Here is a 16,103-nt window from a genome sequence, read left to right as displayed (position 1 = left end):
GTGAGTGGTGGCTTGGTTTAAGTCGCTTTTCCGAACTGCATGATAAGGACACCCGAGATCGACAGCACCGCACCAGTGACACGATAGAAGTCCGCTGGTCGAGGAGCGTTCCCCAAAAGACCGTTCTGGTCCAGGATGAGTGCCATCGTCATTTGTCCGGCAACAATAGCGGCAATAAAGGCGGCGGCCCCAAGGCGTGGGATCAGAACCATGGTCGCCATCACGTAAGTGACACCGATCACACCTCCTACCCACGCCCAAGGAGGAGCCGCATAAAGTGATGATAAGCTTGGCATTGTCGGACGGAGCCAAGCGACCCCGACCATCAGGCAGACGAATGAAATTCCAAATGACAACAGGGTTGCCCAGAGCGGATGACCAGCCGCACGGCTGAGCTCAGCGTTCATTCCGGCATGGACCGGTATCAAGGCCCCGCAAAGCAGAGGCGCAAACCACAGAAGTGCGATTTTCGGGTCCATCTTTTCGTCCTTTCCACAAGTGCCAAAATTGGGTTGCAGTATTTTGGAGTTTGCCTCAAAATACGTTGGAACGGTACCGTTTCGTTCTACATAAGGGAGAATCACGATGGAACGCAATAGTTCCGACGTAAAAAATTTTGATCGGCCGCGTCGGAAGCCGGCCGGGGCTGCCGTTTTGCAAGACACGGTGACGGAAGCAATCCAACGCGCCTTGTTCGAGGAATGGGCGGAAACGGGTTACTCGGCTCTACGAATGGAGCGCATTGCGGCTCGCGCAGGTGTTGGAAAGGCGGCGCTCTATCGGCGGAGCAAATCCAAGTTTGAAATGGTGACCCAAGCGGTCAAATCAGCGGCCACGAATATTACTCCAATTCCGGACACAGGTTCCTTTGAAAAGGACGTTGCCAAGCTTATGCGCAGGATGGCTGCAACTCTGCGTCATCCGCTTGTGAGACGGATTCTACCGGATCTGCATGCTGAGCACGCTCGTTCTGATGAATTGGCGGACTTGCTGGAGAGTGTGACGCGGGATCGCCGGGCCCAGGCAATGATCATGCTGGACAGAGCTATCGAGCGTGGTGAGCTGACAATAGACACAGATCGGCAAATGATCCTGGATATGTTTATCGCACCGCTTTACTGGCACGTCATTGTTCAGCATCGGCCTGTCAGATCAGTTGACATTAAACGGTTCACCAATCTGGTGCTAAGCGTATCGGAATAAACAGTAACCACATAGAAATTTGACGAATTGAGACGAAGGTCATTTCGCTGTTTTTTGGCACCGCCTAACAGCCTAGGGAACCCAATTTTGGTGGGTGATCGCATAGTTTAATGCTTCAAGATCTTCAGTCAGTTGACTGAATGAAATTGGCCCCCCCAGACATACCCTGACTGCTTCATCGGGCGATCCTGTCACCGTAAAGGCGTTGCTCGGCATGATCCCGATTTGGCGATTGGCCATGTGACTCATCACATCAGCTCGGCTGGACCCTTCCGGCAGCGTCAGCCATATATTGAATGCCTCCCGGCTACCCACAAAGTCTTGGTTGTGCATAATTTTGGCCGCCAAGCTCTGTCTGCGGTCCGCCTCCTTTCGCACGAACTTTTGCACTGCCGCGGCTGTACCATCCTCGATCCATCGCGCCATCAAAGCTGTTGTAATCGGTGATGCCATGACATTCGATGCCTGCAAGGCCCGAGTGAAGTGTGTTCTCGACAGGCCTGACGGAACCACCGTGAGTGCCAGCCTCAAACCAGCGCCAAGGCACTTCGAGAGACCCGCGATGTACCACCCCAATTCGGGAATCTGCTGTGAGATAATTGGCGGCGCATCCGAAGACACAAAGCGACATGCGTCGTCTTCAATCAAAGGCACGCCATGCTTTCGCAAAACGGACGCGATCTGCTCACGCCTCTCCATTGGAATTGTAAGCGTCAGGGGGTTTTGCAGCGTTGGATTCAGATACAAAGCAGTGGGCGCATATTCTCGAATGGCCGCATCCAGCTCATCAGGGAGAATACCGCTGCCGTCTGACCTTACGCCAACAAGCCGAATGCCAAGTTGAGCGCCTATGGCACGAATACCGGGATAGGTCACACGCTCACATATCACGGTATCCCCAGGCTTGGTGAGCAGCGTCAGGATCGACAGTAGGCTGGCATGTGCGCCAGGAGTGATTGCCAAATGATCTGCGGTAACGTCGATACCATTGATGTTCATCCAACGCGCCGCAGTTTCCCGGTCCTGCCGGCTGCCGATTATGGACTGATAGCGAAGCAGAGGAACAAGGTTTGCGGCAACATGCGTGAGGCCCTGCTCCATGCGGGCCACAAGAGCCGGATCGTCTGGCTCCGGGGGCATGTTCATGTTCGGATCTTCTTCCAAAGCACGGCGTGGATCTGCTTTTTCTGAGGTTTCTTCTGGTTTCCGGATGAACGAGCCCCGCCCGACAAAGGTGTCGATATACCCTCGTTTCGCAGCCTCAGAGTATCCGCGTGACACGGTTGTGAAATCCAAACCAACTAGCTTGGCGACGCTACGTTGAGGCGGAAGCCTGTCACCTGCATCAAGAACACCTGTTTCTACATCATGCCTGATCGCTTCCGCGATCTGGATGTAGAGTGGCTTTCCGTCGTCGCGCAGATTCGGTGCCCATAACTTCAAGACTTTGCTCCACTCAATAAAGGAGATTGTGCCTGTCTCTTTTACTTTTTTTATAAGTAATAATCAACAATTTATCTCACACTCTGCCAAATTGATTGGCTATTGATTGCATTTTGTTTGGAATTGAACTATCTGAGGCGCAACAGAAGGAGATCAAAGATGTCCGAACTTGCGATTGACGCCCACGACGACAGTGAAGAGCGCCCCATCAAGCCCGCGATCATGAATGGGATGCGCCTCAAGTGCCCAAAATGCGGGGAAGGCAAACTGCTGCATAGCTACATCAAAGTGAACGATGAGTGCGCGAATTGCGGTTTGGATTTAAACCATCAGCGCGCCGATGATGGTCCGGCCTATCTTACGATCCTGATCATTGGCCACCTTATGGGGTTCGCGTTGCACATCGCCTGGGTTACCTGGAGACCAGAACCCTGGGTCTTGGCTTTGAGCATGTCTGTGATCGCAGTTGCAGGTGCCTTGGCACTGCTGCCAGTCATGAAGGGCCTGATTGTCGGATACCAATGGGCCAAACGAATGCACGGGTTTTAGCCAGCCTACGATTGCAGGCTGGCCACACGCCTGTGGCTTGTTTCTACTGCCAAGCTTCGAGGTCATGTTGAACGAATTCAGCAATTGAAGCTGGAGTGTTACCGGTCAGACTCTGAACGTAATCGATCAGGCGAGCCAGCCCTCCCAATGAATTCTCAGCCCTTTCAAAGAAAGGATTCCTTGATGGATTTGGACTATTTTTCACTTGAAGCGACAGGAAAGACGATTGCAGATCTCACATCTGCCGCGTCACTTATTCCTGCGAGGACCGCTGTGAATGTGGCCTGGCTGAACGATGAGGATGATTACGACAGGCTGCGAACGGTGCGCCGGATCGACGATGCCGGACTATTGCCGGTGCCGATATTTGCAGCTCGACGCCTTCAATCAAAAAAGCACTTGTTTGACCTGACCGAAAAACTCCGGTTTGCCGGCACTCAAGAACAAGTCATGGTCGTTGGCGGCGACCCATCAGATGCGTCGGGTCCATTCAACAACACGATGGATCTCCTCCGAACGGAGTGGTTAGAAAAATACGCGATCAAGAGGGTCACATTGCCGGGTTTTCCAGAGGGAAACGCAGCCACGGGTTATCGTTCAGACGTAGCCCCACTGGAGCAAAAGGTAAAACTTTTGGAGTCCTATGGATGCAGTGTGAGCATAACCACTCAACTTGCCTTTGATCCAAGCAGAATTCTCAACTGGATAAGCCAGCTTCGAAACGCTGGTGTTAGCCAGACCATCCAAATTGGATTACCTGGACCGGCTAAAAAAGATCGCCTGCTCAGATTTGCACGCTCATTTGGGGTATCGGCTGGCGGACTTAACAACGTGAGTGACACCGTGGACGGGATCGTTGATTTTTCCCGTCTGGTCCGTTTGATCGAACAAGGATTACAACGACGAAATCTAAAAGATGTCGCGATTCACCTTTATCCCTTTGGTGGCACGAAGGCTGCCGTTGAGTGGCTTACTGAAATTAAGGCGCGACAACCGCAGGACACTTCGAGCAAACTACTGGCATGAGGCAATACCAGATGTAAGAAAGGCCGACCCATTGAGGTCGGCCATGATAGTTTTCGAGAGAGCTTCTTCTAATTGTTGAGGGCATCACGCCGCCAGAGCGACCGAATCCTTTCCGGCAGGGATCCGAAGTGGGCACCTACTGTTGGTGACGGCTTTCCAGATTGCCTGAACGACATCCTCGGAGAAGGTGAATTCTTTCCCTTCGGCATTCATGAAGGCCGCCATGGTCTGATCAACGAACGGCTTGTAGTCTTGAGGCGTTTCATTGGCTTCTGACATCAGTGCCATTGCGTTCTTACCAAAGTTCGTTGTTGGGGCCTGACCCGGCAACACGATATGGGCGCGAATGCCAAGAGGTGCCAGTTCAAGGGCAAGACATTCGGTGAAGGCGTTCACCGCTGCTTTGCTGGCCGTGTAGACCGAAGCCAACGGCAGTGGTTTGAGTGTGACGCTGGAAGAGACGTTCACGAACACCCCTGATCCCTTGGCGCGCATTTGCGGCAGCACGGCACGGACCATTTCCATGGTACCAAACGTGTTGGTCTCAAATATCCGACGCAGGTTATCTTCTGATGTGCCTTCAAAAGGGGAAAGCCAGCCCACGCCTGCATTGTTCACCAAAGCGTCGATGGGGCCAGCAGCTTTCACAGCCTTTGCGATACTTTCGCTGTCCGAGATATCCAACGGCAGGATCGTCAAACGATCAGAGGCCGGGAATAGTGCTTCATCTGGCTTGCGCATGGTCGCGACTACCGACCATCCCTGCTTAAGGAAGAAGCGCGCTGTCTCCAGTCCAAACCCCGAAGAACATCCTGTGATCAACACGGTATTCATGACGTTGTCTCCTATTCATTGATGTCTTGAACGTAGACGACGCAAGTCGTATTACATATAATCAATAATCCACCTTTTGTTACCAAAAGTCCAAAATGGCTGATCCATTCTCTGAACTCATCTCACTCCTTCAGCCGAAGGCCTCTTATTCGAAACTGGTTCATGCGTCGGGGCCGTTTCGGGTGCATCGTGAGGATGTAAATGAGGCCTTCTACTGTTTTCTACTTGCGGGACGTGCGTGCCTAGAGGTCGAAGGGAAAGAACCTTTGGCTTTATATGCAGGTGACTTTGTGCTGATCCCTGCGGTCAAATCCTTCACCTTCTCAAGCGTGGATCCTCCGCCGCTTGATGATTTGGCCAACCACCCGGTGGAGAGTGAAGACGGAGTATTCAGGCTTGGGTCAATTGAAGGGGAACCAGAGGTCCAGCAATTGGTAGGCCATTGCACCTTTACCAGCCCGGACACCGATCTTCTGATCTCGCTGCTCCCTGACGTTGTTTTTGTCCGCGGTGAAGGACGGTTGGCTGCCCTCACGGGGCTTGTTCGCGACGAGGCGCGTGCAAACAGACCAGCGCGGGATGTGATCGTCGAGAACCTATTACAGGTATTACTGATTGAAGCCTTCCGATCCAGCGCGGATACAGCTCCAGCTACGGGCCTTTTGCGTGGATTAGCAGATAAGAGAATTGGCTCCAGCCTACGAGCCATGCACTCTGCCCCGGCGCATGGTTGGACTGTTCAAGCTCTTGCAACAGAAGCCGGGCTATCTCGATCTTCTTTCTTCACACGGTTTGAAGGGGTCATGGGAATGCCCCCAATGAGTTATTTGCAGAACTGGCGGATGACACTGGCAAAGCATATGCTTCGAGCCGGCGATCTAAGCATTGCCGAAATCTCTGCCGAGATCGGGTATGGGTCGTCCAGTGCCTTCAGTACGGCATTTTCCCGCTATGTCGGATGCCCTCCCGCGCGTTACTCAAAGACAAATCTGCTGGAAGCTTCGGGCTAAGAGCTTCAAACGACGCCGCCATTGGCGCGAAGTGTTTGCCCATTAATCCAACGGCCATCGGGCCCGGCCAGAAGCGAAACAGCTGCAGCGATGTCTTCGGGTGTTCCGAGCCGCCCAAACGGGTTCATCATTTTGATGTTCTCAATCACCGCCTCAGGCTTGCCAGTTATGAATAGGTCCGTCCCGACCGGCCCAGGCGCAACAGCATTCACGGTGATGCCACGTGAGCCCAATTCTTTGGCCAGCACATGAGTCATTGCTTCCACTGCGGCTTTTGTCGCCGCGTAGATTCCGTATGTCGGCTGATAGAGACCCACCACGCTTGAGGACAGGCTAATGATCGCGCCACCTTTGTTCATGCGGTTGGCGGCCTCGCGCATGCCGCGAAAGACACCTCCAATGTTGACGACGCAGTGCGCCTCGAAATCGGTATCCGATGTAGAAGCAACCTTGCTCAGGCGCATAATTCCCGCGTTGTTAACCAGAACATCGACAGAACCGAATTCTTGTTCAGCCGCATCGAACAATCGCGGCATGCAGAATGCTTCGGAGATATCACCCTGGACCGCGACTGCTTGGCCGCCTGCTTTTTTGATAGCGTCTACAACCTCGTTCGCTCCGGCTTCATCACTCGAATAATTGGCAATAATTGCATGACCATCCCGAGCGAGGCGGAGTGCGATGGCTGCACCAATTCCCTTGCTTGCGCCGGTTACAATTGCAGTTCGTTGACCGTGTACCATGTCAATCTCCTTTCTATATGCAGCGAAGATAGACAAGGAGGCGTTCCAGATAATCATCCTTGTTTTGGACTTTTAATTCGATAAAAGCGAACAATGATCGATAGACTTGAAACCATGCGGTTATTTATTCGCGTCCTGGAACGTGGGAGCTTCACAAAGGCAGCTGCTGACCTGAACATTCCACGGTCTACCGCAAGTGAAGCCATCCAAAGGCTGGAGCGTGATTTGGGAAGTCGACTGCTGGATCGCACAACCCGCCACGTGGCCCCAACGCCAGATGGGCAGGCCTTTTACCAAAGATGCGCGTCAATTCTGGCTGATCTGGAAGAAGCTGAGGGAGCACTGCGCGGGCACGAACCGTCAGGTCTGCTGCGCGTCGATGCTCCCGGCACTCTGACGCGGGTTTTTCTGCTGCCGCACCTGGCTGAATTTTTCGCGACTTACCCCAAGATCTCACTTCAACTCGGTCAGACAGAGCGGCTGGTGGACCTGGTGCGCGAAGGGGTCGATTGCGTCATCCGCGCAGGTATTCCTGATGACAGTGGTATGATCACACGGCACCTGACCGATCTCCCCGAAATCACCTGTGCCAGTCCAGAGTATCTGGCCGAGTTTGGCACCCCCACGTCGGTAGAAGATCTCAAAGGTCATCAGATGGTCGGCTTTCTGTCTTCGCGAACAGGCACAGTAATGCCGCTGGAGTTTAAGCTCGGAGACAAGCTTAAGGAAGTTTCGTTACCGGCGTTGGTCACCGCAAACGACGCTGACACGGTGCATCATTTGATCCGAAGCGGGTTCGGAATGGCTCAAGCGCCGAAGTATCGTTTTCTGGAAGACTTGGAAGATGGACGCCTTGTGGAAGTCTTGCCGGATATGCCGCCACCCCCAACCCCGCTGGCTGCGTATTACCCACAAAACCGACAACTCTCACCGCGCGTTCGGGTTTTCCTCGATTGGATCGTTCGCATTTTCGACAAGGCCGCGCTTTGACCAAATGTCTAAGGCCGTCCGCTCGACTTTGCAAAGTCAGCTTTCTGCGCATCACTAACCTTACAGGCACGCACTCGCTTTGAAAGATCGCAAGGTGCTGCGGTCTGACCAAGAAAGACTCGCTTGGGCCATGCGGAGCTTTGCATGATCCGAGCAGGTCCAGCTTGCACCAATGTGTCACCGCCCGAGCCTTCCAAACCGTTAACTTCGCACCATCATTTGCAGTTCAGTCCAACGAGTGCCATTCTAACCTGAGAAGTTCTTCACCAACATATTTCTGGAACCTGAAATCACCGAGCTGGACATCCTGATTTTCCGATGCAGCAGCGACAGAACCTGCATAAATCAGATGAATGAGTTTCTTCAGAGCCGTCTTGTCTGTTGTTCGTTTAGCCACTCTCTTGATGAAGTAGACGCCAAATGACCCGGATGGAAGCCATTGAATTCTCTCTCAATCACGTGAGCCACTGTATCCTTAAATACATCGTATTCGGGTTAGGGAGGCCCTTTGCGGGATTGAGCACCGCAAAGAGCCATAACAGCAACACCAACGCCAAAAACTGATTGAATTCATCGCTAAGGCAGACAATCGCACAGCGCCAAACTATGGGCAAACTACGCAAACTTATGAGGTGTGCGAAGTGTTATACGCACACCTACACCGGATCAGAAATCCAGATTCTCGACGCTCAGGGCGTTTTGCTGAATGAACTCGCGGCGCGGCTCGACCACGTCACCCATCAACTTGGTGAACAGGTCATCCGCTTCGACCATATCGTCCACCCGGACCTGCAACAGCGTGCGGGCATCCGGGTCCAACGTGGTTTCCCATAGCTGATCCGGGTTCATCTCGCCCAGACCTTTGTAGCGCTGCAGGGACAGGCCCTTTTCACCCTCTTCCAGAATGGCGCGCAGCAGGTCCAACGGGCCGTGTATCGCTTGCATACGGTCACGACGAACCAATGTGGCCGGAGTGTTGTAGACCTCTTGCAGACTCTGCGTGAAGCTGCCGGTTTTGCGTGCCTCGCCCGAGCGCAGCATCGGGCCGTCCAGCGTGCGGACCTCTTCAACGCCGCGCAGGATGCGGGCCAGGCGGATGCCATGATCCTGGGTGATGCGACCTTGCCAGCCGCGCTCGTATTCCAACGCGATCAGGTCCAAACGGGCGGCGACCTTATCGGCAACCCCTTGCAGGTCAGCGTCCACCGCGCCCGGCACAAAAGCACCTGCAACAGCAGCCTGTTCCAGAATGTGCCGGGGGTAATGGGTCGGGAAAGCGTCCAGCACACGTTTCAGCTGGCGTGCTTCGTCGACCACGCGGGTCAGGTCCTGACCAATGATTTCCTCGCCCGAGCCGAGTTTCAGCACAGCCCCTTCGACGCCCTGATTGATCAGGTAGTCATCCAGAGCAGCTTGATCCTTCAGGTAAACCTCTGATTTACCACGAGAAACTTTATACAACGGCGGCTGCGCGATATAGAGGTACCCGCCCTCGATCAGCTCTGGCATCTGCCGATAGAAGAAGGTCAGCAGCAGGGTACGGATGTGTGCGCCATCCACGTCCGCATCGGTCATAATGACGATCTTATGGTAGCGCAGCTTTTCGATGTTGAACTCATCGCGACCAATGCCGGTGCCCAGCGCCATTACAAGATTTCCGATCTCCTGCGACGACAGCATTCTGTCAAACCGCGCGCGTTCGACGTTCAGGATTTTCCCGCGCAGAGGCAGTACGGCTTGCGTCAGCCGGTCCCGACCGGTTTGCGCCGAGCCGCCCGCAGAGTCACCCTCGACAAGGAAGACTTCGGTTTTGGACGGGTCTTTTTCGGAACAGTCTTTCAGCTTACCGGCAAGATAATTCACATCCATCGCCGTCTTGCGGCGGGTCAGTTCACGCGCCTTACGGGCGGCTTCACGGGCCAAAGCGGCCTCGATGATCTTGCCAACGATCCCCTTGGCCTCGTTCGGGTTTTCCTCGAACCATTCGGCCAACTTTTCGTTCATCAGACCTTCTACCGCCGGGCGGACTTCGGACGAAACCAGCTTGTCTTTGGTCTGCGACGAGAATTTCGGGTCCGGCACTTTGACCGACAACACACAGGTCAGACCCTCGCGCGCGTCATCGCCAGTGAAACTGACCTTTTCCTTCTTCGCGATCCCGCTGGACTGCGCGTAGTTGTTGATCGTCCGGGTTAGCGCGCCGCGGAAACCGGCCACGTGCGTCCCACCATCCCGCTGCGGGATGTTGTTGGTGAAGGGCAAAACCGTCTCGTGGTAGCTGTCATTCCACCACATGGCGATTTCAACGCCGATATCGTCGCGCTCACCCTTGATATAGATCGGCTCCGGCATCGCAGGAGTCTTGGAGCGGTCGAGGTACTTGACGAACTCTTTGACACCACCTTCATAGAACAGCTCGGTCTCAAGACGCTCCGCCGGGCGTTCGTCAATCAGGATGATCCGTACGCCCGAGTTCAGGAAGGCCAGCTCACGCAGGCGCTTTTCAAGCGTCTCAAACGAATATTCGAGGTTAGAAAACGTATCGGTCGAGGCCAGAAAGCGCACTTCGGTTCCGGTACGGTCGCCGCATTCTTGGACCACCTTCAGGTGTTCCGCCGTCTCACCGCCCTCAAAGCGCGCCACGTGTTCTTTGCCGTTACGCCAGACGCGTAGTTCCAGCCAATCCGACAACGCGTTCACAACCGAGACGCCCACGCCATGTAGGCCGCCGGACACCTTGTACGAATTACTGTCGAACTTACCGCCCGCGTGCAGCTGTGTCATGATGACTTCGGCGGCCGAGACACCTTCTTCGGGGTGAATATCCACCGGAATCCCACGCCCGTTATCGCTTACCGACACGCTGGAATCGGCGTGGATTTTGACGGTCACATGGTCGGCATGACCGGCCAGAGCTTCGTCAATTCCGTTGTCCACAACCTCGTACACCATATGGTGCAGACCCGAGCCATCGTCCGTGTCCCCGATATACATACCCGGACGTTTGCGGACTGCTTCTAAGCCTTTGAGAACTTTGATGGAATCAGCGCCGTATTCTTGTGGTGCCTGTGCGTCTTCGGACATGCCGTTAGTACCTATATTATTTTGGTAACTTATACGTTTTCTGGTGGGGAATGTCACGCGCTCCCCCAATATTTTGTGGTTCTGATCTGGTTTATTTGCGGATCAAAGCCGATCAAGATCAGCCGCGATATCCTCGGCGATTTCCGTTGCGTTCACATCGTCGCGTTCGGCGGATAATCGCAGCCCCAGAAGGTCGGATTGATAGCGCGCGGCAAGGCGATCAGTGTCGTGAGCCGGCCCAATCTCTTTGGCCTGTTGCGCGCGGCGAAACAGATCCGCAAAGCAGGTTTTCATTGCAGCCATATGGGCGCGGGCCTGACCTGCCAGTTCATGATCCCTGGCCTGCAGCTCGGCATATGTCTTGGCCAACATACAGGCTTTGCTCGGCAGGCCGGACGACTCGATTACACGGCGCGGCTGAGCCTTGAGCGCACCGAGCGGGCCTAATTCCTCTGCCAGCGCCATCATGTTGGCGACCCCGTCCTGCGCATACCGCTCCAGCGCCAGAGCATAGAGCGCATCTTTGGACCCGAACGCCGCGTAAAAGCTGCCAGGCTTCAATTTCAACTCACGCTCCAGATCCTTCAGCGACGTCCCGGCCCAGCCGTGATGCCAGAAAATGTCACGGGCCTGCGCAATCAGCGCATCGCGGTCATAGGAAGGTTTGCGGGGCATCAACTTCACCAATTCTTGAACGTTCACTCAAATATATACTTGAGCGATCACTCAATAAACCCTAAATACGACTCATCGCGCCAGAAGCAGGAGTTTTGACATGGCTAATTTCCCATCACATGACCTCGAAACCGCGCCCGAAGGGTCCAAACCGCTGTTGGAAAAATCTCAGGCCGCCTTTGGCCGCCTGCCCGGCCTGCACAAAGTGATGGCCGAAAGCCCGCAACACCTTGAGGGCTATCAGGTTCTGCACGGCCTGTTCATGCAGACCGACTTTGACAATGATGAGAAAACCGTCGTCTGGCAGACCATCAACGTGGAAAACGAATGCCACTATTGCGTGCCCGCCCATACCGGCATCGCCAAGATGATGAAGGTGTCGGATGAGATCACCGAGGCCCTGCGCAACGAAACCCCGCTGCCGTCGCCCAAGCTTGAGGCGTTGCGCACGTTCACCCTGCAAGTGATGGAAACCCGCGGCAACCCGACCGAGGAACAGCTGCAGGCGTTCTTTGACGCAGGCTATTCGCACCGCGCGGTGCTGGACGTGGTTCTGGGCCTGGCGCAGAAAACCATGTCGAACTACGTCAACCACATGGCGAAAACCCCGGTCGACGAGGTTATGCGCGGATTCCTATGGGAGCGCAAAGTCAGCGAACCCGCCTAAGCGGATACGACCGAGCCCTCAAAGCCATCACTCACGATCAACGTTTGGGCTCGGTCAGTTAATTCCGCAAACAACTCAGGCCCGGTGCCCGTCATCCAGGCCTGAGCCCCAAGCGCGCATATCTCGTCATACAGTGCTGCGCGCCGCCCGGCATCCAGATGCGCGGCCACCTCATCCAACAACACGATAGGCGGTGCGCCTACTATCCCCGCCAGCGCCCGTGCGTTGGACAGGATCAGAGACACCAGCAGGGCCTTTTGCTCTCCGGTCGAACAGTCCTTGGCCGGAACCCCTTTGGCGGCGAACACCCCGTACAAGTCTGACCGATGCGGCCCGACCAACGTACGCCCCGCAGCCAGATCGCGGAATCGGCTTTCGTTTAACGCCTCGCGCAGATCTTCAGCAGTTTCAGGCATCGTCCCTTCGGTCTGTATCAGTTCAAGATCAGCTGACGGGAAAGCGGTCTCTGCCTGTTCCTGCGCCGTGCGCAGATGATCCAGCGCCGCCAAGCGTGCGGCGTGAATGCGGTGACCGGTCTCAGACATCTGCCCCTCAAGCGCGGCATACCAATGCGCGTCTCGCACCTGCTCTTTCAACAGGCGGTTCCGTTCGCGCATCGATTTTTCATAGGTCAGAGACGCCTCGGCATGGGTCGGATCAAAGCTCAGCGCAATGCGGTCCAAAAAACGCCGCCGCCCCTCGGCCCCCTCGATCCACAGACGATCCATCGAGGGGATCAGCCAGACCACCCGCGCCAGCTTGCCCAGATCGATCTGACTGGCCGCCTTGCCGTCAATCCGAACCTGGCGAGCCGCGCCGCCCTCGGACCATGTTTCGATCTCGTACTTTTGCCCCTGTGCGTTCAGCAGGCCGGACAGCTTCCAGCCCAGCGCCTCGGGCCGTCTTGTCATCTCGGCCGCGCTGGCCCGGCGCATTCCGCGACCGGGTGAGAACAGCGACACTGCTTCAAGGATATTGGTCTTCCCGGCCCCGTTCGGCCCATGGATCGCCACTGGTCGCCCATCCAGAGACAGCCGCGCCAGTTTGTGGGACCGGAAATGCGAAACCGTAAGCTCGGTCAGGGCCAAAGTCATGACCCCTCCCTTCCGTTAAGGATCACCCCGCAGGGTCGATCAGACGCGCATCGGCATGACAACATAGACCGCGCTTTGGTCATTGCCTTCGCGCATCAATGTCGGGTCACCGGCCGAATTGAACAGGAACACCGCATTTTCACGGTCCACCTGTGAGGCAATCTCCAGCAGGTATTTGGCGTTGAAGCCGATCTCCAGCCGCTCATCACCGTAAGCCACGGCCAGTTCTTCCTCGGCGGCGCCGCTGTCCGGCGCATTGACCGAAAGAACCAGCTTATCCGCGTCCAGTTGCAACTTGACCGCGCGCGAGCGCTCCGACGAAACGGTGGCGACCCGGTCCACGGCTTGCGCAAATTCGGCCGCGTCCACTTCCAACTGACGGGTGTTGCCTTGCGGAATGACGCGCGTGTAGTCGGGGAAGGTGCCGTCGATCACTTTCGAGGTCAGTGTGATATCGGGTGTTGCGAAACGGATTTTGGTTTCGCTCACCGAAACAGCAATGTCCATCTCATCATCGTCCAGTAGCTTGCGCAGTTCGCCCACAGTCTTACGCGGCACGATCACGCCCGGCATGTCGGCGGCACCGTCCGGCAGGTCCGCATCGATGCGGGCCAGACGGTGGCCATCGGTGGCCACGCAACGCAGCACCTTGCCGCCTTCGGATCCGTCGGCCACATGCATGTAGACACCGTTCAGGTAATACCGGGTCTCTTCGGTCGAGATGGCAAACTTCGATTTGTCGAATAGCCGCCGCAGCAACGCCGCGGATGCGGTGAAATTCGACTGATACTCCGAGGATGCCATAACCGGGAAATCTTCTTTCGGCAGCGTCGCCAGCGAGAAGTTCGACCGGCCCGCCTCAACCGTTAGACGACCTGCGGCGCTGTCGGCGGTCAGAGTCACCAATGCACCGTCCGGCAATTTACGCACAATCTCATGCAGGGTAGTTGCTGCAACCGTCGTAGCGCCTGCCTTTTCAACCTGCGCCGGAGCCTTGTCGACCACTTCGATATCCAGGTCAGTGGCGCGGAACATGGCTTCGTTGCCTTCGGCCTCGATCAGCACGTTGGCAAGTATGGGAATGGTGTTGCGGCGTTCGACAACAGATTGGGCCTGGGAAACGGCCTTGAGAAGGGTGCCGCGTTCGATGCTGATCTTCATACCCTCAATTCCTCTGACTTGCGTGCCGACATGGGCGGGACTGGCACGTTAGCGGTTCCACCCTGAGGCACAAGGATTTTTTACGGTTTTCTGGGTCGGAACGCCCAATGCGTCAAGGGCCGCGTGGCCGCGTGGGCACAGTTCCTGAGCAACCGTGGATAATTGCGCACAAAAAAGCCCCGGGCACGATGGTCCGGGGCAATTCCTGAGAGGCTTGAGGTAAGTCTCAGGCTTCCAGCGCGCGGCGCAGCATTTCCACGTCTTCGGCGATCTGGCCGTCAGTGGTTTTCAGCTCTTCAATGCGCTTGACACCATGCATGACAGTGGTGTGGTCACGCCCGCCAAAGCGGCGGCCGATCTCAGGAAGCGAGCGGCTGGTCAGTTGCTTGCACAGATACATCGCCACCTGACGCGGGCGGGCATAGGACCGCAGGCGCTTGGGGCCGATGATGTCCGAAAGGCGGATGTTGTAGTAGTCCGAAACTTTGCGCTGAATCTCTTCGACGGTGATCTTGCGTTCGGACGCGCGCAGCACGTCGGCCAAACAATCCTGCGTCAACTCCATGTCGATTTCACGACCTACCAGAGAGGCAAAGGCGAACAGACGGGTCAGGGCACCTTCAAGAACGCGGACGTTGGTTGAAATGCGATGAGCCAGAAACTCCAGCACGCCATCAGCAATGGTCAGGTCGGGGTATGTATTGCTGTATTGCTGCACCTTGTTCTGCAGGATACCCAGGCGCAGTTCGTAGTCGGTGGGGTGCAGGTCGACGACCAAGCCGCACTGCAGGCGCGATTTCACGCGGTCTTCCAAATCTTTGATCTCGCCAGGGGCGCGGTCAGCCGAGATGATGATCTGTTTGTTCTGGTCTACCAGCGCATTGAAGGTGTGAAAGAACTCTTCCTGGGTGGAGTCCTTGCCGGCAATGAACTGCACGTCATCCACCATCAGCACATCGACCGAACGGAACAGGTGTTTGAAATCCATCATCCGGCGTTCCCGCAGGGCGCGCACAAAGCGGTACATGAACTGCTCTGCGGACAGGTACAGCACGTTCAGTTCGGGGCGCTTAGTTTTCAACTCCCATGCGATGGCGTGCATCAGGTGGGTTTTACCCAAACCTACGCCGCCATACAGCACCAACGGGTTGAAGGTGACGGGACCACCTTCCGAAACACGGCGCGCAGCTGCATGGGCCAGTTCGTTGGGCTTGCCGACCACAAAGCTGTCAAAGGTGAAACGGGCGTCCAAAGGCGCAGCCTGCAGTGATTCCAGCGCGTCATTTGCAGACTCGGACTGCTGCGAGAAAGATTGGGGCTGCGGCGTGTCCTGCACAACTGAGACCGCAGGCTCGGAGTCCGTGGACGGGCGCACTGGTGAATTGGCGGCGACGCGGAAGGCCAGTCGCTGAACCGATTCCCCAGCGGTGTTCATCTCATACAGAATGAGATCCGCAAAATTTTGGCTCACATAGTTGCCCATGAAATTCGTCGGAACCGAGAACACCGCCACACCGTCCTGCAACTCTTGGAATTCTAGAGGTTCAATCCAGGTGGTATAGTTGTTCTTGCCGACCGCCTTGAGCAATTTGTTACGCAGTTGTCCCCATTTTTCTTGTGTCAT

Annotated in this window: 15 protein-coding genes; 6 read left to right on the top strand and 9 right to left on the bottom strand. The window is 55.7% G+C overall.

The genetic code is table 11. The features are described 5' to 3' along the window. Positions 1 to 17: 17 nt before the first annotated feature. On the bottom strand, positions 18 to 479 hold the full coding sequence (locus ACXAGD_RS00075; RefSeq protein WP_475207782.1) for a DMT family transporter: 462 nt from the start codon (positions 477 to 479) through the stop codon (positions 18 to 20). Positions 480 to 585: 106 nt separating this feature from the next. On the opposite strand from ACXAGD_RS00075, the gene ACXAGD_RS00070 reads away from it, so the two are divergent. Then, positions 586 to 1,203, top strand: a complete 618-nt coding sequence (locus ACXAGD_RS00070) for a TetR/AcrR family transcriptional regulator (RefSeq protein ID WP_475207780.1) — start codon at positions 586 to 588, stop codon at positions 1,201 to 1,203. 72 nt (positions 1,204 to 1,275) lie between these two features. On the opposite strand, the gene ACXAGD_RS00065 is transcribed toward ACXAGD_RS00070, so the two are convergent. After that, entirely contained in the window at positions 1,276 to 2,646 is a 1,371-nt protein-coding gene (locus ACXAGD_RS00065; protein WP_475207779.1) for an aminotransferase-like domain-containing protein, read from the bottom strand. A 159-nt stretch (positions 2,647 to 2,805) separates the two neighbouring features. On the opposite strand from ACXAGD_RS00065, the gene ACXAGD_RS00060 reads away from it, so the two are divergent. Beyond that, on the top strand, positions 2,806 to 3,195 hold the full coding sequence (locus ACXAGD_RS00060) for a DUF983 domain-containing protein (RefSeq protein WP_475207778.1): 390 nt from the start codon (positions 2,806 to 2,808) through the stop codon (positions 3,193 to 3,195). A gap of 183 nt (positions 3,196 to 3,378) precedes the next feature. After that, complete coding sequence (locus ACXAGD_RS00055; RefSeq protein ID WP_475207777.1) at positions 3,379 to 4,221, top strand: methylenetetrahydrofolate reductase; 843 nt, start codon at positions 3,379 to 3,381, stop codon at positions 4,219 to 4,221. Between the two features lie 84 nt (positions 4,222 to 4,305). On the opposite strand, the gene ACXAGD_RS00050 is transcribed toward ACXAGD_RS00055, so the two are convergent. Further along, positions 4,306 to 5,055 (bottom strand): SDR family oxidoreductase, encoded by a 750-nt coding sequence (locus ACXAGD_RS00050; protein WP_475207776.1) that lies wholly within the window; start codon positions 5,053 to 5,055, stop codon positions 4,306 to 4,308. A gap of 95 nt (positions 5,056 to 5,150) precedes the next feature. On the opposite strand from ACXAGD_RS00050, the gene ACXAGD_RS00045 reads away from it, so the two are divergent. After that, the gene (locus tag ACXAGD_RS00045) at positions 5,151 to 6,065 is read left to right on the top strand and encodes an AraC family transcriptional regulator (RefSeq protein WP_475207774.1); all 915 of its coding nucleotides are present in this window, start codon (positions 5,151 to 5,153) and stop codon (positions 6,063 to 6,065) included. Positions 6,066 to 6,070: 5 nt separating this feature from the next. On the opposite strand, the gene ACXAGD_RS00040 is transcribed toward ACXAGD_RS00045, so the two are convergent. Beyond that, positions 6,071 to 6,808: an SDR family oxidoreductase gene (locus ACXAGD_RS00040; RefSeq protein WP_475207773.1), complete on the bottom strand. Its 738-nt coding sequence runs from the start codon at positions 6,806 to 6,808 to the stop codon at positions 6,071 to 6,073. A 93-nt stretch (positions 6,809 to 6,901) separates the two neighbouring features. On the opposite strand from ACXAGD_RS00040, the gene ACXAGD_RS00035 reads away from it, so the two are divergent. Then, complete coding sequence (locus ACXAGD_RS00035; RefSeq protein WP_475207772.1) at positions 6,902 to 7,798, top strand: LysR family transcriptional regulator; 897 nt, start codon at positions 6,902 to 6,904, stop codon at positions 7,796 to 7,798. 666 nt (positions 7,799 to 8,464) lie between these two features. Here ACXAGD_RS00035 and gyrB read toward each other — a convergent pair. Then, positions 8,465 to 10,882, bottom strand: a complete 2,418-nt coding sequence (gene gyrB / locus ACXAGD_RS00030; RefSeq protein ID WP_475207771.1) for a DNA topoisomerase (ATP-hydrolyzing) subunit B — start codon at positions 10,880 to 10,882, stop codon at positions 8,465 to 8,467. Between the two features lie 102 nt (positions 10,883 to 10,984). After that, positions 10,985 to 11,557, bottom strand: a complete 573-nt coding sequence (locus ACXAGD_RS00025) for a TetR/AcrR family transcriptional regulator (RefSeq protein WP_475207770.1) — start codon at positions 11,555 to 11,557, stop codon at positions 10,985 to 10,987. A 100-nt stretch (positions 11,558 to 11,657) separates the two neighbouring features. Here ACXAGD_RS00025 and ACXAGD_RS00020 point away from each other — a divergent pair, with 100 nt between their 5' ends. Further along, positions 11,658 to 12,224, top strand: coding sequence for a carboxymuconolactone decarboxylase family protein (locus ACXAGD_RS00020; RefSeq protein WP_475207769.1), 567 nt, complete (start codon positions 11,658 to 11,660; stop codon positions 12,222 to 12,224). Here the strand turns inward: ACXAGD_RS00020 and recF are convergent. From recF to dnaA, 3 genes are all read right to left on the bottom strand, one after another. After that, positions 12,221 to 13,318: a DNA replication/repair protein RecF gene (gene recF, locus ACXAGD_RS00015; protein WP_475207767.1), complete on the bottom strand. Its 1,098-nt coding sequence runs from the start codon at positions 13,316 to 13,318 to the stop codon at positions 12,221 to 12,223. The genes ACXAGD_RS00020 and recF overlap by 4 nt on opposite strands. 39 nt (positions 13,319 to 13,357) lie before the next feature. Beyond that, a complete protein-coding gene (gene dnaN, locus ACXAGD_RS00010) occupies positions 13,358 to 14,479 on the bottom strand; it encodes a DNA polymerase III subunit beta (protein WP_170334727.1) in 1,122 nt (373 codons plus the stop codon). Between the two features lie 226 nt (positions 14,480 to 14,705). Further along, on the bottom strand, positions 14,706 to 16,103 hold a 1,398-nt coding region (gene dnaA / locus ACXAGD_RS00005), incomplete at its 5' end, for a chromosomal replication initiator protein DnaA (protein WP_475207766.1).

Source organism: Ruegeria sp. ABF4_144 (assembly GCF_056160045.1).
The sequence above is the reverse complement of the archived record's forward strand: the minus strand, read 5'-3'. Positions and strand labels throughout refer to the sequence as shown.